The organism is Pseudomaricurvus sp. ABR4_320 (assembly GCF_056159445.1).
On sequence record NZ_JBSWVF010000008.1, the window covers coordinates 52,768 to 76,044 of the forward strand.

Consider the following 23,277-nt stretch of genomic DNA (forward strand, 5'->3'; position numbering starts at 1 on the left):
ATAGCGGCCCTAATGACGCATCTTAGAACCCTTACATTGGTTATGCTCCTCTCAGCGGGGGGCTATGCCGTCTGGATTTTCGCTTCAGGGTTTGACGAGGTGATGTCCGGTGTGGCGAAGATTGGCTTCGGCGGCATGATGATTTTGCTATTGCTGTCTCTGGCCAACTACTTTCTACGATTTTTGCGCTGGCACTGGATGTTATTTCGGGTTACGGGTAAAGCGATTCCCATGCGCAAACATCTTCTGTGTTATCTCTCTGGGTTTGCGTTAACGGCAACGCCTGGCAAGCTCGGCGAGGCTGTGCGCTCGATCTACCTGAAGCCTCATGGCGTGCGTATGTCTGAAAGTGTGGCTGCGCTGTTTGCCGAGCGGCTGATCGATTTGATCTCAGTATTAATTATCGCGGCCTTGGCATTGGTTCGCTTTCCCGAGTATCGAATGGTTGGCCTAGGCTTATTGGTTGCTGTGCTGATCGTGGCGGCTTGTATCCGTAGCCGCCGCTTGCTGTTGTGGTTTGAAGGCCATTTTACGTTTAAGGAAAATTCCTCATCTAAGCTGGCGAAACTGGTTAGAAATCTCTTTGTTACCTTGCATGCAGCGTCGCTGTTTATGCGCTGGAGTATTTGGATTCCAGGTATCGTGTTAGGTGTTGTTGCATGGGGGGCGGAAGCCTGGGGGTTTGTCCTTTTACTGGAATGGTTGACGGGTGAGCGTTCAGTGGCCATGGCTGCGGGTATTTATGCATTGGGAATGGTGGCTGGCGCAATTTCATTTCTGCCAGGTGGTATTGGCGGAGCCGAAGTTGCCATGGCTGGTATGTTGATGGCGACAGGGGTGAGTCTTGCGGATGCAACCACCGCTACCATCATTTGTCGTGCTGTAACCCTTTGGTTCGCTGTGTTGCTTGGACTGGCAGTGCTTGGACGTTTCCAAGTCATGGGTAATCGAAATCTGGAGATAAGCAGAGACTTATGATCGACAAGGAGCAAGCGGCAGGACAGGAAGAGATTCCTCTACTGGTGGACCTGGATGGTTCCCTGATTCGCACGGACATTCTTTACGAAACGGTTATTTTACTCATCAAGCGGCAGCCATGGCTGATTGTCATGCTGCCATTCTGGCTGTGGCAGGGCAAACACGTACTGAAGCGGGAATGCGCTCGTCGCACAAAACTCAATGTAGATGTTTTGCCGTACCGCACAGAGGTCGTCGAGTACCTTGAGCGAGAGTATCAGAAAGGTCGTCAGATCGTTCTATGTACCGCGAGCTGGCATGAAATTGCAGAGCGTATTCGCGCTCGCTTTGATTTCTTTTCCAGTTGTCGTGCCACGGATGATCACGTCAATCTTGGAGGGGATCGCAAGGCTGCCTGGGCCGTCGATACCTACGGTGAGAAAGGCTTCGATTACCTTGGAAATCATGAAGTCGATCTTGCTGTGTGGAAGCGTGCGCGGCGCGCGATTGTTGTTGGCAATGATCCTTTGGCCTCGCAAGCGGGTAAGGTTGCTGAGGTTGAACATCAGTTTCCAGTACCTCGTGTTCGAATTCGTCAAATAGCGAAAGCGGTAAGGGTTCATCAGTGGGCTAAGAATGCTCTGATATTTGTACCCTTACTGACGGCGCACGCTTTTGGCGATATGACCTCCGTCATGAGTGCCCTGTTTGGATTTATCAGTTTTGGCTTGGTGGCATCGGCAACTTATATTCTCAATGATTTATTCGATCTGGAAGCTGATCGTAAGCATCCAATCAAGTCCCGTCGCCCCTTTGCCGCGGGAGTGATGTCAATCACCAGTGGTGTGGCGTTGGGCAGTTTGCTGTTGCTGGCAGGTATTGTTATCGGCGCCTGTCTCACCGGTTATTTTGTGGTGGCGTTACTGGCGTATCTGTTTTTGACAGTATTCTACAGTTTCAAGTTAAAGCGGCTGCAGACTGTCGATGTTATTGTGCTCGCCAGTTTGTTTACTTTGCGGGTTATTGCGGGTGCGGCGGCCATTAGTGTTACCTTGTCCTTTTGGTTGCTCAGCTTCTCAATGTTTATCTTCCTCTCGCTCGCCATTGTTAAGCGCGTGAGTGAGTTGGTGCGGGTGTTGAGTGAGTCGGATGGCGAAGGAAGCAAAATTTCTGGCCGCGGTTATTACACTTCTGATGTCACCATTTTACAGTCATTGGGTGGTACGGCCGGATTTATGTCGGTGTTGGTATTTGCGCTCTATATCAACAGTGACGAAGTTATACAGTTGTATTCACACCCAGAAATTCTTTGGCTGATGTGTCCGGTATTAGGGTACTGGATTATGCGGATGTGGATGCTGGCTGCTCGCGGTCAGATGAATGAAGACCCCATTAGCTTTGCGATTACCGATAAAAACAGTTGGTTTGCTGTTATTGTCATGGGGCTGATTTTGGGGGCGGCAACCTACGTCTGATGTCATGGCAAAATCACTTTCATCCTGGGGAAACTATCCCCAAGTAAACCAGCAGGTCAACTATCCCGCCTGGACAGATCAAGTCAAAGCCGCAGCGAGTGCGGCAAATCAACACGGTTGGTTGGCTTACGGACAGGGACGCAGTTACGGCGATGTGGCATTAAACGAAGCTGGATTACAGCTTGTTAACGCCTCGTTAAATCGATTTATTCGTTTTGACCCTGCCAGTGGCCTTCTGGAATGCGAATCCGGAGTTACTCTGGCGCAAATTCTTCAAGAATTTCTTCCCCGCGGATGGTTTTTACCGGTGACTCCGGGAACCCAGTTTGTCAGTATTGGGGGGGCTGTTGCTAACGATGTTCATGGCAAAAACCACCATTCTGCCGGCAGTTTTGGCAACCATGTTTTGTCGCTGGAATTGTTCCGATCTGAGCAAGGCTGGATCACTTGCTCCCCAAGCGAAAATAAAGAGTTATTTGCAGCGACAATTGGTGGGTTGGGGCTGACTGGCTTTATCGGTCGGGTGACATTACGGCTGATGGCGGTTCCTGGCTCAAGAATGCTGGTTGAAAACCGGCCTTTCCCAAATCTGGATGCTGGCTTAGAGTTGCTGGACGAATACGATCAGAAGGCGACCTATACGGTAACCTGGTTGGATTGTTTGGCAACCGGTAAGAATATGGGACGAGGGCTATTTTCGGCGGGTGAGCACAGTGCAGAGCCTGGCTATGCCCATGAATCAAAAAACAGTCTCTCTGTGCCTTTTAACTTTCCAGGTTTCGCCTTGAATGGAATGTCGGTTCGTGCGTTTAACGAATTGTATTATCAAAAGGGGCGCTTGAAGCCCGCGCTGGAAAGCTCAGATTATGTGCCTTTCTTTTACCCTCTTGACGGCGTTTTACGCTGGAATCGGATATATGGAAAAGAGGGGTTTTTTCAATATCAATGCGTCATTCCTAAAGACAATGGCCAAGAAAAAGCCGTCTTAGCCGAGATTCTCAAACGTATCGCTAAATCTGGCAGTGCGTCGTTTCTCGCTGTCCTGAAGAACTTTGGGGATATCCCTTCTTTGGGAATGCTGTCGTTTCCAAGGCCTGGGGTGACACTGGCATTAGATTTTCCTAATAAAGGTCTAGAAACTCTCCGCTTCCTGGATAGTTTGGATGATATTGTGATGGCAAGTCATGGCTGTGTATATCCGGCAAAGGATGCCAGAATGTCTCCCAAAGCATTTAAAACGTATTTCCCTAATTGGGAAGCCTTCGCTGACTACATGGACCCTCAATGCCAGTCGAGTTTCTGGCGTCGAGTAACGGCGAATTCATAGCAGGAGTATTTTGTGAAGAGAATTTTAATTTCCGGTGCTACCTCGGCAATCGCTCAGGCCACCGCACGGGAAATGGTCAAAGAGTCTCAAGCGGTCGAGTTTGTCTTGCTTGGGCGCAATGCGGAAAAACTGTCGCTGTTAGCGGATGATTTAAAGGTCCGCGGAGCCAGCCAGGTAAATACCTTGGTGGCGGATTTATCGGATCCGGCGACGATGGAAACTGTTACGGAAACACTTTGGCAGGATTTCGGGGCGGTGGACGTCGCTTTATTAGCCCAGGGAGATTTACCTGATCAGAAAGCCATTGAGAATAGCTGGCAGGGCATCGCGGCCGCGATGAATCTTAATGGGCTTGCAGTTATCGCTCAAATGACGGCTCTCGCAACGCGGATGGAGGAGCGTCGAGCGGGAACTATTGCTGCCATTGGTTCGGTTGCGGGTGACCGCGGCCGCCAGAGCAACTACGTTTATGGATGTGCTAAAGGCGCGGTTGCCACCTATGCTCAGGGGTTGAGAAATCGCCTGGTCAAAGCCAATGTGCATGTATTAACGATAAAACCTGGATTTGTCGATACGCCCATGACGGCGGAATTCGACAAAGGTGGTCCTCTGTGGGCTACGCCTGAAAAAGTCGCCAGCGATATCGTTAAAGGGATTACGAAAAAACGCAATACAGTGTACACACCGATATTTTGGCTCGGCATCATGACGATCATCAAGTCTGTACCAGAGGCGATTTTCAAAAAGCTGTCTTTGTAATTGTGTGCTCGTCAGTAAAATTTATCGACGAGTAGGGCCAGCGTCACAATAAGAAAGCCCAGTGCGACACTTTTCCAAAAGCGCAGGGGGTTTCGAGCGATAAGCGGGGTCTGCTGTTGGCTTGTGAATGATTGGTTCGGGTGTCGCAGGTCGTATAAAAACTCAGTAATTTCTTCATAGCGTTTGCGCGGCTCGGGATGCACCGCCTTGCGCAGTGCGCTATCGATCCAAACGGGAATATCCCGTTCGTCATGGAGTACCGTTCGGTAGTTTAGTCGCAGTTGCGCGTTGCGAGTGCGAGCTCTGGCGGCGTCTGCGCCGTAGGGAAGCTTTCCACCCGATAAGAGTTGATACGCAATTACCCCCAGGGAATACTGATCGGCGCGCGTATCTGGTGTTTCTCCCAAAAAATACTCTGGGGCGGAATACTGCGCGGTTCCCATGCGATGATCTTGGTGTGCGTTCGTGCCTACATCCGCAAGACCAGCGATCCGAACAGCCCCGAAATCGATCAGTTTGACTGTGCCCTGTCGATCAATCATTACGTTTGCAGGTCGTAAATCCTGATGCAGCATTTCGAGCCGATGCAGGGCTCTTAGGCCTCGAGCAATTTGCGTGATGATATCGCGTACCTGCTCCAGATCCGGATGTGGGTGATCTCGCATCCACTGTTCCAATGTTTGCCCTTCGATGAATTCCATCGCGGTATAAAGGCAGGAGCGCGGGTGACGGTTGCTGAAGGCGCCTAGGACGTTGATGTGATTGATGCGTCGTGCAATCCACTCTTCCATAAAGAAGCCTTCAAGATGGGTGGGATCACTGCGTAAATCAACAGAAGGTGTTTTTAAGACGACTTGAGTTTGGGATTCCAAATCTTCGGCCAGAAAAACGTGGCTGCGGGCGCTAAAATGAATTTTTCGGATAATTCGATAGCCGTCAAGTTGACTGCCGGGTTGTAATTCTGGCGGAAAGGGCAGTTCATTCAATTCGCGGATACTTTCACTGGCCGTTTGTTCTGCAAGCTCATCGACTCGAACCAGCAAAACAGTTACGTTGTCGTCACTGCCTGCGTCGAGTGCCGTTTTCAATATGCGTTCGGAAGCTTGTGTCAGGTTTTCCGTATGCTTGATCGCCTCTATTATCTGTTCTGACCGAACAAATTCGTAGATGCCGTCCGTTGCAAGCATAAACAAATCATGCCGGTGGATGGTGAGGGGACGATAATCAAAATCGAGATAGGGCTTTATGCCTAGTGCTTGGCTTAAGTAGCTTTTGCCTTCAGAAAGCCAAATCCTATGGTCTTCCGTCAGCTGCTCTAATGCCTGATCGTGAACTTGGTAGACGCGAGTGTCCCCGACATGGAACACATGAACGGTGTGAGACTTGAAGACAAGTGCGCTAAAGGTGCAGACATAACCTCGATTCATGTCCAGTCGATACGGGCTCTGAAGGGTTTGTGCGTGCAGCCAGGAGTTATTGGCTTCCAGCACCTTTTTCCCTGAAGTCTTTACGGACCAGGCATCAGAAGTGCTGAAATAGTCCGTAAGAAAACCGTTAACGGCCGATTCGCTTGCGATCTGACTGACGCCGCTCGAGCTGATACCATCCGCAACCGCCACGGCCGCACCTTTTTCTGTCAGCAGCCTGCCACGTGGAATATGGCTGCCGAAATAATCTTGGTTAACCGATTTTCGCCCCTTATCTGTGGCGTGACCAATGTCGAGCTTCAGTTGAGGGCGTGGCGCATTCATGGTTGCTATCGAAGATTAGGTCGTCGCTTTGGCGGTTCGTTTTCTTTTCGGTGTGACAGGCTTTTTCTTTAACAGTGGCGCCAAAAAACGACCGGTATGCGACGTTTTGATTGTCGCAACGTCCTCAGGGGTGCCGGTGGCGATGATTTCTCCGCCCCCACTGCCGCCTTCTGGTCCTAAGTCTACGATCCAATCTGCAGTTTTAATGACATCGAGATTATGTTCAATCACAACAACGGTGTTGCCGTGATCTCGGAGGCGATGCAAGACCTGCAGTAATTGTTGAATATCGTGAAAGTGTAAGCCAGTGGTGGGTTCGTCAAGAATATACAAGGTTTTACCGGTATCCCGTTTGGAGAGTTCACGGGACAGTTTGACTCGCTGAGCTTCTCCGCCGGAGAGGGTGGTCGCTGCTTGCCCAAGTCGAATATAAGACAGCCCAACGTCAATCAGAGTCTGCAAACGCTTTGCGATCGCTGGAATCGCATCGAAAAACTCCCGGCCTTCCTCAACGGTAAGCTCTAAGGCTTCATGGATATTTTTGCCTTTGTATTTGATCTCCAGGGTTTCGCGGTTGTAACGCTTACCTTTGCAAACGTCGCAGGGGACGAAAATGTCGGGCAAAAAATGCATCTCGACTTTGACGACGCCATCGCCCTGGCAGGCTTCGCAGCGGCCACCCTTGACGTTAAAACTGAAGCGGCCCGGCTTGTAGCCCCGTGATCGGGCTTCTTGAGTGCCCGCGAAGAGTTCGCGAATAGGTGTGAAGATCCCGGTGTAAGTGGCCGGGTTAGATCTTGGCGTGCGGCCGATCGGACTTTGATCGATATCGACACATTTATCAAAGTGTTCCATGCCTTTAATGTCGCTGTATGGCGCAGCTGACAGTGTTGTGGCATTGTTCAGGGCGGTAGCTGCCAAAGGATAGAGGGTTGCATTAATCAGCGTTGATTTTCCCGATCCTGAGACTCCTGTGACGCAAGTCATCAATCCTGTTGGAATTTCCAGAGTAACGTCTTTTAAGTTGTTGCCGGCGGCACCTTCAAGACGCAAGACTTCTTTGGGAAAGGGGCGCCTTTGTGGTGGCACAGCAATTTCTAATTCGCCAGATAAATACTTGCCGGTCAGTGACTTTCGGCTTTTCATAATCTGATTAACAGTACCTTGGGCGATGACCTCTCCGCCATGAACACCTGCACCAGGGCCAATATCAACCACGTGATCGGCTTGGCGAATGGCGTCCTCATCGTGTTCGACGATGATAACCGTGTTGCCAAGGTTGCGAAGGTGCTCCAGAGTTCGAAGTAACCGATCGTTATCTCTTTGGTGTAGACCGATCGACGGTTCGTCCAAGATGTACATGACGCCGACCAGGCCGGCGCCGATTTGACTGGCGAGGCGTATTCGTTGAGCTTCACCGCCTGACAATGTTTCCGCGCTGCGGTTGAGAGACAGGTAGTTGAGCCCAACGTCGACCAGAAAACGGAATCGGTCGCGGATTTCCTTCAGAATTTTCTCGGCGATTTCGCCACGGGCGCCCTGAAATTTCAGGGCTGTAAAGTAATCGAACGCATCGCCCACTGGAAGGGAGGTGATTTCCGGCAACGTTTTTTCATCGATAAACACATGCCGTGCGTCGCGTCTTAACCTGGTGCCTTCACATTCGGGGCAGGGTTGGCTGGAGACATATTTCGACAGTTCATCCCGAACGCTTTGAGAATCTGTCTCTTTATAGCGCCGCGACATGTTATTGATGATTCCTTCGAAGGTATGGCGTCGCTGGTAGAGATCTCCATTGTCGTTGGTGTAGGAGAAATCGACTTCTTCCGTGCCCGAGCCGTATAGGATGACTTTTTGCTGGGCTTTCTTAAGTTTGCGCCAGGGCGTGTCAATAGAAAATCCGTAGTGTTCAGCAAGCGAATTGAGCAAGTGAAAGTAATAAAGGTTTCGCCTGTCCCATCCTCGTATAGCGCCTTCCGCCAAAGATGAGTCGGGAAACTGCACAACTTTGTTCAGATCAAAGAACTGGCTCACGCCAAGTCCGTCACAGCTAGGGCAGGCGCCAGCAGGATTATTGAAAGAGAACAGTCGTGGTTCCAGTTCAGCCAGGGAATAATCACAGACCGGACAGGCGTGCTTTGCCGAAAACGATTGGTCATCCTGTTCGCCATCCATAAAGCTGGCAATGGCGAGCCCTTCGGCTAATTGCAGGGCGGTTTCAAAAGATTCTGCAACGCGAATTTGCAGGTCATCCCGAACTTTGAACCGGTCGATAACCACTTCAATGGTGTGCTTGCGTTTTTTATCGAGCTTGGGAGTGTCGTCCAGATCTACAACCGTGCCGTCGATTCTGGCGCGTATGAAACCGTCTCGCCGCAGATTTTCTAAAATGTGCAGGTGTTCACCTTTGCGTTCCCGCACCACCGGGGCAAGCAGCATGATTTTGGTGCCCTCGGGTAATTCAAGTACTTGGTCGACCATTTCACTGACGGTCTGAGCCGCCAATGGCTCCCCGTGAATTGGGCAGCGAGGCTCTCCAATTCGAGCGAATAGTAGTCGCAGATAGTCGTAAATTTCGGTGATGGTGCCAACAGTGGAGCGAGGGTTGTGGGATGTTGATTTTTGCTCGATGGAGATGGCCGGGCTCAGACCTTCCACGTGATCCACGTCGGGCTTTTCCATCATCGACAAAAACTGTCGTGCATAGGTCGAGAGAGACTCGACATAGCGCCGCTGCCCCTCGGCGTAGAGGGTGTCGAAGGCGAGCGAAGATTTCCCGGAACCGGATAAACCAGTTATGACAATCAATTTGTCACGGGGAAGATCTATATTGATGTTCTTGAGATTGTGGGTGCGAGCCCCTCGAACAGATATGGTGTCCACTGCGATTCCCGATAAAGCGACCGAACTGGCTAGTATACTCGGTCGGCCAAGATGTAGTAGGTGTAATGACGAGTTCTTAAACTCGTCAGGATCTCCTACGCAGAAGAAGGCCCTTTGCGCTAGTGTGCAAGCTGCAATAGTATGAGCATATCAAAATGATCATGAGCGGCTAAGTGCGGTCATAACGGAAGTCTGCTCATCAACATTCGCTCCTGTTGCCGATTGTCGGGCCCAAGCCTGACAACTTAAGCCCAATCATCAAAGAGAGTTCAGCGTGTTTTTCCAGATTCAAATGCATTGCCAGCCCCTGGATGGGCGGTCTCTGGAAAGCCAGCCTCTGCAAGCCCGCTCACTGCGTTATCAGCTACAGCAGGCCCTGGGTGAGGCGGCGGAGCGTGGGAATGCACTGTTGATTTTGGCCGCTGGAAATACGGGATTGTCACGCAATGACTGGAATGACTTGTTGCGCATGGCACCGGTTGCGGTGTGCGGCGGTATATTTCCTGCCGTTGTCTATGAAGGGCAGATTCGAACCGACGCCATTATTACTGCAGAGGTGCCGAGGCCTGTAAACTGCCATGTGGTACGAAATCTCAGCGCAGGTCGAACGGCTATGTCGGTTCAGTTAAAGAGTCTTGCTGAATTGAGCCCAGATGAAAACCGTGGTCTGATCTTTTTTGATGGGAAAACGCGTCAGCAACTTCCGCTATTGAGTGAACTGTTTAATTATGCTGGTGCCGGAGTGCACTGGGTGGGCGGCGGCACCGGCGACCAAACGAAAATGCCTCGGGTTAGTGTTATTACACCACTGGGCTTGTTGGAAAATGCGGCATGTGTTTTAACCTACCGTGGCGAGGGATGTACACAGGTTGCTAGTGGTTGGAATATTGTCGATGGCCCCTTCCTTGTGACGCGCTCTGAGGGGGATCGCATTTTATCCATTAATCATAAGCCTGCTGCCACTTTCTATCGCCAGAAAGTACAGCAATTCCATGATGGCGGACTGTCAGAGCAAGAGGCGTCAGTCAATTTTGATTTTCCATTGGGGTTTGCGCGCGTCGATAGTGGATTGGTCGTGCGGGATCCTGTTGCCACGGTGGGGAATGCTCTTTGCTGCATCGGAGATGTTCCCGCGAATTCTTTAGTATACCTTCTGAATAGCTCAGAAGAATCGCTAATACAAGCATCGGTGGATGTGCTACATCGATGCCGATCCATCGCTCTAAGGGATCTGGCTGCTAGATCCTCGCCACAAATTATGACCTTGGAGTGTTTTCGGCGCAGAGATTTTCTCAGCCAGGGGCAGACCTATGCTCAGCAGGCATTACAGGTGGCGGCCGGATCCAGTCAAGTTTTCGGTGCGCTAACCAATGGTGAGGTTGCCACGGCGGAAACGGGCGGAATTGAATTCCATACCAAATCCATGGCAATCACGGTGGGGTGAGGCAGTGACGAAGTACGCTTTACAGCTGATCGCTATCGAGCACGAACTGGGTATGGCTGCTGGGCCTGAGCTCGACTTGGACACACTGCTCGCCAAAGTGAGTGATGCCTGCATGTCTCGCTTGGGAATCAGTGGGGTGAGCTTCTACTTTAAACAATTTGAAGGTGAAGTCATTTTGCCGGATGCAGGGCATCCGGCATCAATGCGATATTACCGAGGTGTGCCGCTAAACAGCGAGGCAACCGCTGGAGCTGATTTTGCGAGGGTATTTAAAGATACCGAATGTGATGACACGGGGGTTTATAAAGCTGTTAACAGCAATGAGTATCTGTATGGTCTAGAGCTTGAAGACTTAGGCTGCATGGTTATTCGGCGCCGTAATATTGCATTTGATGAGCCTATTCTGGCGATGCTAGTGACTATTGCCGGTCGTGTCGCACTCAGTTGCCGGGCTGCAATTGGGCATCGACAGGTACAGATGGAAATCGCCGCTCGCAAAAGAGCGGAAGAGGCTTTGCTCAGTAAGCTGTATTGGGATGAGTTGACTCAATTGCCGAATTGGCGGCGCTTTGTTGAGTTGCTGACAGACGAAGTTGCAGAGTGCCGCCATAAGGGCGTGCATGGCGCAGTTCTCTACCTCGATTTGAATCACTTTAAAAAGGTTAACGACCTGTTTGGCCACAATGTTGGCGACAGTTTGCTGAAGGCTGTCGCGGGCGTTTTGCGCTCTGTTATCCGTGCTGAAGATACGGTTGCGAGACTGAGTGCGGATGAATTTGTGGTTATGATCACCAACATACATCAGCAGTGTGAAAAGGTGACATCCATCGTCAACACGGTGGTGCGTAAGATCCATTCGGCCTTTGCGACACCTGTTCGTGCCGGGGAGCATTCCATTTACACGACGGTAAGCATCGGCGTCATTGTTTTTCCTGATGCGGCTAATTCCTGCGCGGAGGATCTGGTTCACTCAGCAGATTTGGCGATGTACCAAGCCAAATCCCAGCGATCAGCGGGGTATGCGATGTACCAACGAGCCATGACCGAGCAGTTGGAGCACCGTCTTAGCCTCGAAAAATTGCTTTACGAAGCGGTGGAGCGTCTCGATCAGTTCAGTTTGGTTTACCAGCCGCAGTTCGACGTTCGCCACCGGTGCATCGGCGCTGAAGCCTTGTTGCGTTGGAGTCTTCCTGGGCGAGGGATTGTCTCTCCTCAATATTTTATTCCCATAGCTGAAGAAACGGGTTTAATTCTGGAAATTGGCCGTTGGGTGTTGAGGCAGGTTTGTTCTGACTTGCAGGAGTTGCAGCGCGCAGTATTGCCTGAGAGTTTTCGCAAAGTAGCGGTAAATGTGAGTGCGGTTCAGTTTAACCGAGAAACATTTTCGCAGGAATTTTTAGAAACGGTTGGCGGTGAATGCCTGGCGAGTCGGATGTTGGGGGTTGAGTTAACGGAGAGTGTTCTGGTTGACAGTGTGGACCAGAGTCGCGTGAAGATTCGTACCTTAGTCGATGCTGGCGTTCATGTTTCCATTGATGATTTCGGCACCGGCTATTCATCCCTTGCTTATCTGAGTCAATTCCCGATAAAAACTCTGAAGGTGGATCAGTCTTTTATTAAAGGTATTGATGAAAATCGGGCGAATCGAAAAATTGTTGAAGCGATAGTCGCGCTCAGCCACAGTCTTAATTTGAACGTCGTGGTGGAAGGGGTTGAGACCGAGAGGGAGTTGGCCGCTTTGACACGCATGGGGTGCGGCGGCTATCAAGGTAATCTGTTTGGATTTCCTCTGCCTTTAGCTGGTCTATTAGAGCTCCTGGGAACGTCTGTACGTTTGTAGTTTAAACCCATTTAGCGATTTATTTCACGGCGAAATGGTGGCAGTGAATCCAGAATGAGCTTGCCGTAACGGCGTGAAATCAAGCGGTTATCTAAAACGGTGATGCGGCCTTGGTCTTGTTCCGAGCGCAATAGACGCCCGCAGGCCTGCACGAGCTTTAAGGCTGCATCTGGTACAGAGATTTCCATAAAGGCATTGCCGCCTCGTTCTTCGATCCATTCAGCCAGAGTTGCGTCGACGGGGTCGTCGGGGACCGAGAAGGGAATTTTGGCGATGATAACGTGATTGCAGTAATGCCCGGGTAAATCGACGCCCTCGGCGAAACTGGCGAGGCCAAATAATATACTTTGCTCGCCGCGATCAATTTTTTCCCGGTGTTGGTCGAGGAGAAGCTGCTTCGACGATTGCCCTTGCATTAATATCTGTTCTTGAAGAGCTTCTGCCAAACCCTCAAAGACCTCGAGCATCTGGCGTCGGGAAGCAAACAAGACCAAGTTCCCCTGGAAAGGTTTTAGGAGAGACGGTAGCAGGCCGATAACGCTTTCGGTGTGCTCTGAGGCTTTGCCGGCATCTACAGCCGCTGCAGGAATGGCGATGGTACCTGCATTGGCGAAGTCGAATGGGCTCGGCAGGGTGTCGCAGGTGGTGTTCTTCGGCAGCCCGAGGCGCATCAGCAGTCGGTCAAAGCGGCCAAGGGAGGATAGGGTCGCGGAGGTTACGACCGCGCCGCAGCACCGTTTCCAAAGAGCATTGCGAAGCGCCTCTGCTGCGAGAATCGGGCTGGTACACACTTCGAAGTCGAGAAAGTCTACACCATCGATTGTTGTGATCCAGCGGGCATCTGGGGGGGCATCTTTTTTCTGGGGCCGCGCGTAGGCTTTCCAAAGGTCACGGTTTCCCTGTGCCCTGGCAAGCCAGCCGGAAACCAAAGAAAGATTGGCCTCTGCATCCACGCGGGCGACAGGCAGATGTCGTTCTTCCAGGCATTCAGCCAAAAACTCGGCGAAGTTTTCCAGGCTTTCAGCCAGATCCTCAAAGGTATCGGCCAGGACTTTGCTGCAATCAATAATGTCGTCTGGTAACTCGCCGCTCGGAAAGCGGTGACGTCGAGTCTGTTCGTTGGCGCTGGCGGTATCGGCCAGCTCTGCAAAAAGAGGGGTTGCGACCAGTAGCGCTTCTCGGCAAGCGTCCATATGACCACCGATTTCTTCGATACGCTCCGTAGCGAGGGACAAGTCACCGATTTCCTCGGCCATTTGGTCGCGTGATTTTGCGAATTGTTCCAACCATTTTCGCGTAGCAATCAGGCGGCTGTGATGAGCGAAGTGGTCAATGGCCTTATCCGCCAAGTGATGCCCTTCGTCAAAAACGTAAATGCATTCCTCGGGTGGGGGAAGGATGGCGCCGCCTCCCAGCGCGAGATCGGCGAGCACGAGATCGTGATTGGTAATAATGCAATCGCTGCTGGCGAGGCCTTCCCTCGCTTTGAAAAAGCTGCAGCTATTGACGTTCTCGCAGTTGCGGCCTGTGCATTGAAAGTGGTCCGTGGTGACTCGTCCCCACTGGTCATCCTCCAGGTCTTCAGGCCAAGTGTCTCGCTCACCATTCCATTGGTTAGCGGCGAGTGCTTCCACCATTTTTTCATAGAGCTGTACATTGGCGCCAGAGACGCCGGCCGGTTCGCCAAAGTCGAAGCCGGGCATGATCGTATCTTCGCTATTGGCGACAAGAATTCGATCCAGTTTGGACAGGCACAGGTAACGTCCCCGTCCCTTCGCCAGGGAGGTCGTGAACTGCAGTCCTGAATGAGCTACCAGGTCAGGTAGGTCTTTAATAAGAATTTGTTCCTGCAGGGCAACGGTCGCGGTAGATACGACCAACTTTTTCTGTAGGGAATGGGCAATCGGCAGGGCTGCCATCAAATACGCAACGGTTTTGCCAGTTCCAGTGCCCGCTTCGACGACGGCGACCGCAGAGGCAGAGTCTCGGCGGCCTTTGTCGTCCAGAGTGATGTTGCCGAGTTGGCGAGCGATCGCCGCAATCATCAGTTTTTGGCCGTAGCGGGCCTTGAGGTTTTTATGGTTTAAAAAGCGGCTGTAGGCCTGTTGGATGGATGTTCGTAATGTCTCAGAAACCATAGTACAGCCGCGTTTATCGTTAGCCCAGGTCGATGGTGCCGATTTTTTCGGCCAGGGCGCGCGTAGAGGAATCCCAATCTGCAGGCAGGTCTCCTGACTGGAGTGCCGCTGCGATGCGTGTTCCCAATTGTTTCCCCAGCTCTACGCCCCATTGGTCGAACGCATTGATGTTCAGCAATACGCTTAACGTAAACACTTTGTGTTCGTAGAGTGCAATCAGGGCGCCCAGTGATTCTGGTGTCAGCTTATTGAGCAGTAACGTGTTGCTAGGGCGGTTACCTGGAATGACTTTATGAGAATCCAGCTCACTAATGGCATCGGCAGAGAGCCCGGCCGTTTTCAGCTCATCTTGAACTTGGCTAATGGATTTTCCTTCCAGTAAAGCCTGGCTCTGGCTTAAGCAGCATGCCAGTAGCTGCAGGTGCTGTTGGCGGAGCGCGTGGTTCGGTTCCAGTGTTGCAATAAAGTCAACCGGTATCAGTAGCTTCCCTTGGTGGAACAGTTGGTGGAACGAGTGTTGACCGTTACTTTCTTCAGTACCCCAGATGGCGATTCCGGTCGTGTAGTCGACCGGTTGGCCGTCGCGATTAACCCCTTTGCCTAAGCTTTCCATATCAAGCTGTTGAAGAAAATCGGGAAAGCGTTGCAATTGATGGCAATAAGGCAGTACAGCCTGGCTTTGAGCGCCCCAGGCCTGCGCATACCAGAAGGTGATGAGGGCGAGGATGACGGGCATGTTTTCTAAGGCTGGCGCCTGCCGGAAGTGTTCATCCATGTCAGCCGCGCCGTTGAGTAAGGCTTCAAAATTTTCCCAGCCAACGGCCAGGGCAATTGGTAAGCCTATGGCTGACCAGAGGGAATAGCGGCCGCCCACCCAATCCCACATGGGAAAAATATTGGCCGCGTCAATGCCAAATTCAGTGGCTTTGGCTGAGTTGGTGCTGATGGCGACAAAGTGCTTACCCAGGGCTTCAGTTGGGCAGCCAGCCGTCAGCGCCCATTCTCTGGCAGATTTGGCATTTTCGAGGGTTTCAAGAGTGGTGAATGATTTGGAGGCGACAATAAAAAGAGTCGTCTCGGCATCCAGGTTCTTAAGCGTGTGATGAATTTCTGCACCATCAATATTGGCAACGAAGTGCACGTTTAACGCGGGTCGGTGGTAGTCGCAAAGCGCTTTACAGACCATTCTCGGTCCCAGGTCGCTGCCGCCAATGCCAATGTTTACAACATCAGTAATGGGCTTGCCCGTGTGGCCCAGCCATTTTCCGTCAGACAGGGTTGCGACAAAAGCCTGCATTTGCTTGCGGGCTTCGGCGACTTCTGTCGGTGGGGTGATGCCGCTGGTACTTTTGGCCCGCAGTGCCGTGTGCCAGGCGGGGCGCTTCTCAGTATTATTGAGTTCAGCACCTGACAGTAGCTGTTGAATTGCCGTTGACAGTCCGGCATCTTCGCAAAGCGATTGCAGTAACTCCAAAGTCTCTGCCGTTAGGTGAGATTTTGAATAGTCGAGATGTAGTGGGCCTGCCGTCAGTGAGAACTTGGATGCTCGCTCAGAATCTTCCTGAAATAACTCGGTGAGTGAGGCCTGCCACTGATCTTTGTGTTGAGAAAGCTTGGTCCAGCTTGCAAGATGGTCTGAAAGAGTGGCTGTCTTTAGTTCCTGATCCATAAAAGTTCCATTTCTGCATCAATGGGTGAAAGGGGCAACTCGTGGTCGCCATTGTCAGTATTTCTGTAAATACTCATGGATGTCGCTAACGGGGTGAGAATAGCTCAATTTGTGCGTGCGAGCGCAAAATCAGCCAGCTCCTCCATGGCATCACGATATTGATTGACAGGGAAAAGAGTCAGTTGTTGCTTGGCTTCTGCAATTGCTTCTTGAGCGCGTAGACGGGTGGTCTCCAGGGCGCCCGTGGAACGTACAATTTGGATGACTGCATCGAGATTTTCGAGGCCGCCATCGCGAATACTATCCTTGATTAGGGTCGAGTCGGCTTGGCTGGCTGAATGAATAGAAAGAATGAGCGGCAAGGTTGGCTTTCCCTCTGCTAGGTCGTCACCGACATTCTTACCTAAAACATCGGCATCGCCTTCGTAATCGAGCAGGTCATCAACAAGTTGGTAAGCGATTCCCAGATTTTTACCATAGAGCTTTGCCGCTTTGCGTTGCTCTTCTGTCGCGTTGCACAACACCGCTGCTGTTTCGCAGGCGGCCTCAAAAAGTGCTGCGGTTTTCTTGTAAATGACCGAAAAGTAATTAGCTTCGCTGACTTCAGGATTGCGTGCATTGACCAGTTGCTGGACTTCGCCTTCGGAGATGGTGTTTGTGGTGTCTGCAAGAATGCGCATGATGGTCATATCATTCATTGCAACCATCAACTGGAAGGCTCGGGAATACAAAAAATCTCCCACCAAAACGCTCGGAGCATTTCCCCACTTGGCGTTGGCCGTTGGGCGTCCACGCCTCATGGTTGATAAGTCGACAACGTCATCATGCAGCAGTGTGGCGGTGTGGATAAATTCAATAATGGTGGCCAAAAGCAGGTGATGTTCTTCGCTCTTGTCGACATTAAAGGCATTACTGCAGAGTAATACAAGTAAGGGGCGAAGGCGTTTGCCTCCGGCATTGACCAGATAATGACCAATGTTTTCGACCAAATCTACGTCTGAGTAGAGTTGGCGAACAATGAGATCGTTGAGGTCGGCAAAGTCCTGAGCGACGGCGTCTTGAAAAAGTGGCATGGGAGGGGCTGGTTTATCCCTGAGTTGTATGAAAAGGCAAGGGGTCCGGTATTATACGGATATTGATCAGCGCCTTCCTGGAAAAATTATGCTATTTCTGCGTCTGGCCGCTGTCAAGCTGGTGAGGCTTTTCGAAAATGAATGGAATGCCTTCAATAGGGCGAGTTCGGGACCTTGGTATTGAAATCTTGTCGCCCCAAGGCTTCGCCCTAGGCAGTACGGGATTTCTGACGTGTATTGCTATCTCAGGTTGTTTGGATTAGAATCCGCGTCCCTTCAGTTTTAGGTCATGGCGTTCGCTCGAATTGAGCGAAATTTTTATCGATGTCACATGATTTGTGCGTCGTGAATGCCATGGTCATGGTGAGCTGTACAATATAGCCCCTTGAACTGACATCTATTACATACGATCCAAGCCCGGCGCGATACATTGACACGCCCAGAGAAATGCTCTTATTACGTGAGCTGCTTGATCGTCCGATTTATTGCAATTGGAGCCTTGCACAATGTATGCAGTGATTAAGAGCGGTGGCAAACAGCATCGCGTCGAAGAAGGTGAGATTCTTCGTTTGGAAAAAATTGAAGTGGCAACTGGCGAGTCCATCGAAATTACCGATGTTCTGATGGTTGTCAACGGTGAAGAGGTAAAGATCGGCGCGCCATTGGTTGATGGAGCTAAGGTGACCGCAGAGGTTGTCGAGCACGGTCGTGGTGAGAAAGTAAAAATCATCAAATTCCGTCGCCGTAAGCATTCTATGAAGCGTCAGGGCCACCGTCAGTGGTACACGGCGATCAAAATTACTGGAATTTCAGCGTAAAACGCGGTAGGAGGTTAGCAGCATGGCTCACAAAAAAGCAGGCGGTAGTACCAGAAACGGCCGCGATTCGGAAAGTAAACGCCTTGGTGTAAAGCGCTTCGGTGGAGAAACGGTTAGCGCGGGTAGCATTATCGTCCGTCAGCGTGGCACTAGATTCCATGCAGGTGATAATGTTGGTATCGGTAAGGACCACACCCTGTATGCGAAAGCAGATGGCTTGGTTCAGTTCCAGGTTAAAGGCGCAAAAAATCGGAAGTTTGTCAGTATTGTGACTGCCTGATTGAGTTGAGGCGAAGGCCTCTTTCAAATCTTTGTCACTTGCTTTGGCAAGTCCAGCGAAGCCCCGTCCTTGGATGGGGCTTTTGCGTTTGTGGTGATAGCAATATTGAGATTGGTTTCCGTATAGAGCTTGGTGTGTGACACTGAGGGTATGGCTCCGCACTTTTGCGGAGGTGCGGACAGGGTGAATAGTATGAAATTCGTTGATGAGGCACCTATTTTCGTGGCTGCTGGCGATGGTGGCAATGGTTGTATGAGTTTTCGTCGCGAGAAGTTTATCGCTAAAGGTGGGCCGGATGGCGGTGACGGGGGCGATGGAGGCAGTGTCTATCTAGAGGCTGACAGTGATTTAAACACGTTGATTGACTACCGCTACAAGCGCAAATTTAGAGCGGAAAACGGCTCCTCTGGTGGTAGCAGCAACTGTACGGGTGCTAAAGGTAAGGATTTGGTGTTGAAGGTTCCGGTTGGAACGACTGTGTTGGATGCGGACACGGAGGAGCGGCTAGGCGATCTCACCTTTGATGGTGAGCAGCTGTTGGTTGCTCAGGGTGGGTTCCACGGCATAGGCAACACTCGCTTTAAGAGTAGTGTCAATCGTGCGCCGCGCCAGACCAAGCCAGGACAGCCTGGTGAAGAGCGTAACATTAAGCTTGAGTTGAAGTTGCTGGCAGACATCGGCTTGTTGGGTATGCCAAATGCCGGTAAAAGCAGTTTTATGCAGGCGGTTTCGTCGGCCCGGCCGAAGATTGCAGACTACCCATTCACAACGTTGGTGCCGTCTCTTGGTGTGGTCACCGTTGGCCAGCATCGCAGTTTTGTTGTTGCGGATATTCCCGGGCTTATTGCTGGTGCCGCTGACGGAGCAGGTTTGGGGATTCGCTTTCTAAAGCACTTAACCCGTTGTCGAATTCTTTTGCATGTTGTTGATATCGCTCCCTTGGATGGCGTGGATCCCGCTGAGCATATCGCTGCTATCGAATCTGAGTTGGCGGATTTTTCTCCGACATTGGTTGGTCGTGAACGGTGGCTGGTGCTCAATAAGGCTGATACCTTGATGGAATCTGAAGCGGAGGAGGTTAAAGCGCGGTTGGCGAAGCCCGGGCAGCCAGCCTACGTGGTGTCTGCAATCGGCAGTGACGGGATAGATTCTCTGTGTATGGATCTTATGGCGCACCTTGAGGGAGTTTGGGAGTCTGAGCGTGAAGATCCAGACGTCGCACAAGAGGAGTTGCGCTTGCAGTTGGCGATGCAGGCTGAAGCCCGAGAAAAGATCGATGCGTTGCGAGAGCGTCAGCGTGGTGCTGGGAGTGATGACGATGATGATGACGGCGACGATGGCGATGTTGAAGTCACTTATGCCCACTAGTGCGTTGGTGGGTGGTCAATGACTCGGTGTGAGATAAGCGGCACTCGTACTTGGGTTGTCAAAATCGGTAGCGCTCTTCTCACGGACAATGGTAAGCAGCTGGATCGCGTGGCCATTGCTGATTGGGTTTCTCAGCTCGCGGCCCTGCAGCGCGCAGGTGTAGATATCGTGTTGGTGTCATCCGGTGCGGTGGCTGCAGGTATGTCTCGGTTGGGGTGGGATCGGCGCCCTGACAATATTCATCAGTTGCAGGCAGCGGCAGCTGTTGGCCAAACCCTCTTGGTGCGGGCGTATGAGGACGAGTTTCAGGCGTTTGATCGTCATACGGCTCAGGTGTTGTTGGATCACGATGATCTTTCCAACAGGGAGCGTTATCTCAATGCACGCTCCACCATAAAGACATTGCTGGATCTGGATGTCGTTCCAATTATCAATGAGAACGATACGGTCGTTACCGATGAGATCCGCTTTGGTGATAACGATAGCTTGGCTGCTCTGGTTGCTAATCTGATCGATGCTGACATGTTGGTTATTCTTACAGATCAAGATGGGCTTTATACCGCTGACCCACGTTCAAATCCTGATGCCAGTCTGATTGGGCATGCAGAGGCGGGTGATCCTACATTGGATGCGCGAGCTGGCGGGGGCGGTCGATTAGGGCGTGGTGGAATGATTACCAAGGTCCGTGCTGCGAGATTGGCTGCACGCTCAGGTGCCCATACTTTGATTGCTGGCGGTAAGATTGAAAGGATCCTTGAGCGTTTGGCGAGCGGTGAGGAGTTGGGAACCTTGCTGACGGCGGAGCGCCCGCCCCAGGCGGCCCGCAAACGTTGGTTGGCTGGTCAATTGCGCATCAAGGGGGTTCTCGTGTTGGATGATGGTGCTGAGAGAGCCTTGGTTGATAAGGGGCGAAGTTTATTGCCTGTTGGTGTGCGAGAGGTGAATGGTGAATTTCGGCGTGGGGATATGGTTTCCTGTCGGAATCAGTCGGGCGTGGAAGTGGCTCGGGGCCTCGTCAATTACGGGCACTCTGAATGTCGGCGAATAATGGGGAGTCCCAGTGAGAGAATTGAGGCGCTTCTGGGATATGTTGATGAATTTGAGTTAATTCATCGGGACAATATGGTTGTTTTGTAGGCGGTAATCGTGAGTATTTTCAAGTCGAATATTGATGCCATGTCGGCGTATAAACCCCCGTTGGAAGGGCGTGACAACAAGCGCTATACCTTGCTTGATTTTAACGAGCGAACGATTGATGTCCCCGAGTATGTGCGCGTAGCCTTGCATGAATTTATCGATAGTGGCCGCTTGCAGATGTATCCCTCCTATGCGGATATCACCGATAAGATTGCGGCCTACTGCGGTCTATCTTCATCCCAGGTGATGATCACCAACGGTTCTGACCAGGGCATTGATTTGGTCTTTCGTGCTGCGTGCCGTGCGGGCGATGAAGCCATTATCCCTGGTCCCTCTTTTGCCATGTATACCCAGTGTGCAAAAGTGGAAGGGCTTGTTGTGCATGAGCCAGAGTACTCGCTCGAAGAAGGTTTTCCTCTGCAGGCGGTAATGTCTGCGATCTCGCCGGCTACGCGAATAATTGTGGTAAGCAACCCTAACAACCCCAGCGGCACCTTGTTGTCTAAGGCGCGGGTGTTGGAAATTGCTCGTCATGCGCCTCACGCAGTGATTCTCGTTGATGAATGCTATTTCGAGTACTGTGGTGAAACAGTTGCGAGTTGTTTGGATGAATGCCCGAATGTAGTGGTTACTCGAACATTTTCGAAGACGTGGGGGTTGCCCTCGGTTCGTTTCGGTTATGTGCTGAGTTGTGCGGAGAATATAAATGCATTGCTCAATGTTCGGGGGCCCTATGATGTGAATCAGTTTGCGGTCGCGGCAGTCAATGCTGCGCTTGAGCGCCCGGAAGTCACTTTGGCCTACGTCAATGAAGTGATGCGGGAGTCAAAGCCTTTGCTGGAGGGGTTTCTTGATCGTAGGCAGGTGGCTTACTGGCCTAGTTCAGCGAATTTTATCTGGATGTTTCCCGAAGAGCCTGAGTCGCTCAATCAATGTTTGCAGCAGGCGGGTATTCTCGTTCGGCCCAAGCAGGACGCTTTAGGTCGTTTGGGGTTGAGGGTGACGTTGGGAACCCTAGAGCAGACGCAGCGACTGATTCAGGTGTTGGGGGCGGCGCTGGATAAATAATGCCGCTGTTGATCAGCCGTGCGACGAAATTAACTGCCTGGCTATCAGGCAGTTAATGCTTTGACTTGAGCGTTTAAGCGGCTCTTGTGCCGAGAGGCCTTATTCTTGTGAATAATACCCTTGTCAGCAATGCGGTCGATAACAGGTACTGCTGCTGCGTAAGCTTTTTGAGCAGTTTCCGCATCGCCTGAAGCGATAGCTGCATTAACTTTCTTGATATAAGTGCGGGCCATAGAGCGCAGGCTTGCGTTGTGCTTGCGTGCAGTTTCATTTTGGCGAGCACGCTTTTTGGCTTGAGGTGAGTTGGCCACCGGGTTGCTCCTGTATACGTTGCAAAATAATCAGCTTAAAGGCGGTGCAACTAATTTCCACTACACTCGGCCTTTTTTATCGCCTCCGGGTGCTTGTTTAACCCGGAAAATTGGACGCGGTATTATGCCGTGTTGAGATCTGTAGTCAAGCAGGTTGGTCGATTATTGGTCGATAAAGTCGTCCGGGCTAAAAAGGTTAGCTGTGAAGCTGAGGATTGGTCGGGCGCCGAGAGGGGGTCGCACTAAAGTGTGGTTTCGTGATTTCCTGAAACTTTTGTTGATTGGGAGAGTCCCAGATTCCCTGGGAGCCCACGGACGCCGCGGTGTTGGGCCTAAATAGCGGGTGCCTGGCTGGCGTGAAAATTAGCGGCGTATAGGTAGTGTGTTCCCGATTCATTGCTGTTACTATCGTTCATTGGGGGGATGTCGTACAGGGCCAGTTTTTAAATGAGCGCTGACGGCAGGAAGAACAAACCATTAAGCCTGGTCGACCTCGTTCGACAGGGGAAGTACACATAGAGGTTAACGCGTGAGAAGAAAAAAAAATCGTGGTGAAGAGGGCGATAGCAGCGAAATCGACCTGACGCCAATGTTGGACGTCGTTTTTATCATGTTGATCTTTTTCATCGTGACGGCGTCGTTCATTAAAGAGTCGACCATCGATATCAATATGCCGGAAGATCAGGAGAGTCCTCCGCCACCACCCGATGAAGACAATGCTGCAATTGTGGTGAATGTCACCGCGAATAATGAAATTTGGATGGATCAGCGTCGTGTTGATGCGCGCGCGGTTCGTGCTAATATCGAGCGCATTCACGCAGAGCGTCCTAAGGCGCCCGTCGTCGTTAAGGCTGACCCTAAAGCTCATGCGGCCATGTTTGTGGCCATTGCTGATGCGGCAAGAGAGGCAAATGTTTATAACGTCTCTCTTCTTCCTCCGACGGAAAATCGGCAGGGCTACTGATATTCAGTGATGTGT

Annotated in this window: 18 protein-coding genes; 12 read left to right on the plus strand and 6 right to left on the minus strand. The window is 51.4% G+C overall.

Translation table 11 applies throughout. From position 1 onward, the window contains the following. Positions 1–12 precede the first annotated feature (12 nt). From ACXAFR_RS16575 to ACXAFR_RS16590, 4 genes are read left to right on the plus strand one after another with little or no spacing between them, the layout of a single operon-like run. Positions 13–978 carry a lysylphosphatidylglycerol synthase transmembrane domain-containing protein gene (locus tag ACXAFR_RS16575; protein ID WP_475178801.1) on the plus strand — a complete coding sequence of 322 codons (966 nt, stop codon included), beginning with the start codon at positions 13–15 and terminating at the stop codon, positions 976–978. After that, a complete protein-coding gene (locus tag ACXAFR_RS16580; protein WP_475178802.1) occupies positions 975–2,432 on the plus strand; it encodes a UbiA family prenyltransferase in 1,458 nt (485 codons plus the stop codon). The genes ACXAFR_RS16575 and ACXAFR_RS16580 overlap by 4 nt, the downstream gene beginning before the upstream one ends. Positions 2,433–2,436: 4 nt before the next feature. Continuing rightward, entirely contained in the window at positions 2,437–3,759 is a 1,323-nt protein-coding gene (locus tag ACXAFR_RS16585; protein ID WP_475178803.1) for an FAD-binding oxidoreductase, read from the plus strand. Between the two features lie 12 nt (positions 3,760–3,771). Continuing rightward, positions 3,772–4,518, plus strand: a complete 747-nt coding sequence (locus tag ACXAFR_RS16590; protein ID WP_475178805.1) for an SDR family oxidoreductase — start codon at positions 3,772–3,774, stop codon at positions 4,516–4,518. 11 nt (positions 4,519–4,529) lie between these two features. On the opposite strand, the gene ACXAFR_RS16595 is transcribed toward ACXAFR_RS16590, so the two are convergent. Continuing rightward, complete coding sequence (locus tag ACXAFR_RS16595; RefSeq protein WP_475178807.1) at positions 4,530–6,269, minus strand: bifunctional protein-serine/threonine kinase/phosphatase; 1,740 nt, start codon at positions 6,267–6,269, stop codon at positions 4,530–4,532. 15 nt (positions 6,270–6,284) lie between these two features. Beyond that, on the minus strand, positions 6,285–9,152 hold the full coding sequence (gene uvrA, locus ACXAFR_RS16600) for an excinuclease ABC subunit UvrA (protein WP_475178808.1): 2,868 nt from the start codon (positions 9,150–9,152) through the stop codon (positions 6,285–6,287). 274 nt (positions 9,153–9,426) lie between these two features. Here uvrA and ACXAFR_RS16605 point away from each other — a divergent pair, with 274 nt between their 5' ends. Together ACXAFR_RS16605 and ACXAFR_RS16610 are read left to right on the plus strand one after the other, a co-directional pair. Beyond that, positions 9,427–10,596 (plus strand): FIST N-terminal domain-containing protein, encoded by a 1,170-nt coding sequence (locus ACXAFR_RS16605; RefSeq protein ID WP_475178809.1) that lies wholly within the window; start codon positions 9,427–9,429, stop codon positions 10,594–10,596. Between the two features lie 4 nt (positions 10,597–10,600). Continuing rightward, complete coding sequence (locus ACXAFR_RS16610) at positions 10,601–12,436, plus strand: putative bifunctional diguanylate cyclase/phosphodiesterase (RefSeq protein WP_475178811.1); 1,836 nt, start codon at positions 10,601–10,603, stop codon at positions 12,434–12,436. Positions 12,437–12,447: 11 nt separating this feature from the next. Here ACXAFR_RS16610 and dinG read toward each other — a convergent pair whose 3' ends face one another. The 3 genes from dinG to ACXAFR_RS16625 form a co-directional block, all read right to left on the minus strand. Further along, positions 12,448–14,574 carry an ATP-dependent DNA helicase DinG gene (gene dinG, locus ACXAFR_RS16615; protein WP_475178812.1) on the minus strand — a complete coding sequence of 709 codons (2,127 nt, stop codon included), beginning with the start codon at positions 14,572–14,574 and terminating at the stop codon, positions 12,448–12,450. A gap of 19 nt (positions 14,575–14,593) precedes the next feature. Then, positions 14,594–16,243: a glucose-6-phosphate isomerase gene (gene pgi, locus ACXAFR_RS16620; protein WP_475178814.1), complete on the minus strand. Its 1,650-nt coding sequence runs from the start codon at positions 16,241–16,243 to the stop codon at positions 14,594–14,596. Between the two features lie 104 nt (positions 16,244–16,347). Continuing rightward, on the minus strand, positions 16,348–17,316 hold the full coding sequence (locus ACXAFR_RS16625; RefSeq protein ID WP_475178816.1) for a polyprenyl synthetase family protein: 969 nt from the start codon (positions 17,314–17,316) through the stop codon (positions 16,348–16,350). Positions 17,317–17,822: 506 nt separating this feature from the next. On the opposite strand from ACXAFR_RS16625, the gene rplU reads away from it, so the two are divergent. The 5 genes from rplU to ACXAFR_RS16650 all read left to right on the plus strand — a co-directional run bounded on the left by rplU (position 17,823) and on the right by ACXAFR_RS16650 (position 21,987). Further along, positions 17,823–18,134, plus strand: a complete 312-nt coding sequence (gene rplU / locus ACXAFR_RS16630) for a 50S ribosomal protein L21 (RefSeq protein WP_475178818.1) — start codon at positions 17,823–17,825, stop codon at positions 18,132–18,134. A gap of 22 nt (positions 18,135–18,156) precedes the next feature. Then, positions 18,157–18,414, plus strand: coding sequence for a 50S ribosomal protein L27 (gene rpmA, locus ACXAFR_RS16635; RefSeq protein ID WP_475178819.1), 258 nt, complete (start codon positions 18,157–18,159; stop codon positions 18,412–18,414). A gap of 192 nt (positions 18,415–18,606) precedes the next feature. After that, a complete protein-coding gene (cgtA, locus tag ACXAFR_RS16640; protein WP_475178820.1) occupies positions 18,607–19,782 on the plus strand; it encodes an Obg family GTPase CgtA in 1,176 nt (391 codons plus the stop codon). 18 nt (positions 19,783–19,800) lie between these two features. Further along, a complete protein-coding gene (gene proB, locus ACXAFR_RS16645; RefSeq protein WP_475178822.1) occupies positions 19,801–20,919 on the plus strand; it encodes a glutamate 5-kinase in 1,119 nt (372 codons plus the stop codon). A gap of 9 nt (positions 20,920–20,928) precedes the next feature. Further along, positions 20,929–21,987 carry a pyridoxal phosphate-dependent aminotransferase gene (locus ACXAFR_RS16650; protein WP_475178823.1) on the plus strand — a complete coding sequence of 353 codons (1,059 nt, stop codon included), beginning with the start codon at positions 20,929–20,931 and terminating at the stop codon, positions 21,985–21,987. Positions 21,988–22,031: 44 nt separating this feature from the next. Here ACXAFR_RS16650 and rpsT read toward each other — a convergent pair whose 3' ends face one another. After that, entirely contained in the window at positions 22,032–22,298 is a 267-nt protein-coding gene (gene rpsT, locus ACXAFR_RS16655; protein WP_475178825.1) for a 30S ribosomal protein S20, read from the minus strand. 529 nt (positions 22,299–22,827) lie between these two features. On the opposite strand from rpsT, the gene ACXAFR_RS16660 reads away from it, so the two are divergent. Beyond that, a complete protein-coding gene (locus ACXAFR_RS16660) occupies positions 22,828–23,262 on the plus strand; it encodes an ExbD/TolR family protein (RefSeq protein ID WP_475178826.1) in 435 nt (144 codons plus the stop codon). Positions 23,263–23,277 lie beyond the last annotated feature (15 nt).

Excerpts from the sequence above, each read along its gene's own strand:
- ACXAFR_RS16585 (WP_475178803.1), top strand. The coding sequence starts at position 2,437 with ATGGCAAAATCACTTTCATCCTGGGGAAACTATCCCCAAGTAAACCAG.
- pgi (WP_475178814.1), bottom strand. The coding sequence starts at position 16,243 with ATGGATCAGGAACTAAAGACAGCCACTCTTTCAGACCATCTTGCAAGC.
- rplU (WP_475178818.1), top strand. The coding sequence starts at position 17,823 with ATGTATGCAGTGATTAAGAGCGGTGGCAAACAGCATCGCGTCGAAGAA.
- ACXAFR_RS16575 (WP_475178801.1), top strand. The coding sequence starts at position 13 with ATGACGCATCTTAGAACCCTTACATTGGTTATGCTCCTCTCAGCGGGG.
- rpmA (WP_475178819.1), top strand. The coding sequence starts at position 18,157 with ATGGCTCACAAAAAAGCAGGCGGTAGTACCAGAAACGGCCGCGATTCG.
- dinG (WP_475178812.1), bottom strand. The coding sequence starts at position 14,574 with ATGGTTTCTGAGACATTACGAACATCCATCCAACAGGCCTACAGCCGC.
- proB (WP_475178822.1), top strand. The coding sequence starts at position 19,801 with ATGACTCGGTGTGAGATAAGCGGCACTCGTACTTGGGTTGTCAAAATC.
- ACXAFR_RS16580 (WP_475178802.1), top strand. The coding sequence starts at position 975 with ATGATCGACAAGGAGCAAGCGGCAGGACAGGAAGAGATTCCTCTACTG.
- cgtA (WP_475178820.1), top strand. The coding sequence starts at position 18,607 with ATGAAATTCGTTGATGAGGCACCTATTTTCGTGGCTGCTGGCGATGGT.
- ACXAFR_RS16625 (WP_475178816.1), bottom strand. The coding sequence starts at position 17,316 with ATGCCACTTTTTCAAGACGCCGTCGCTCAGGACTTTGCCGACCTCAAC.
- ACXAFR_RS16595 (WP_475178807.1), bottom strand. The coding sequence starts at position 6,269 with ATGAATGCGCCACGCCCTCAACTGAAGCTCGACATTGGTCACGCCACA.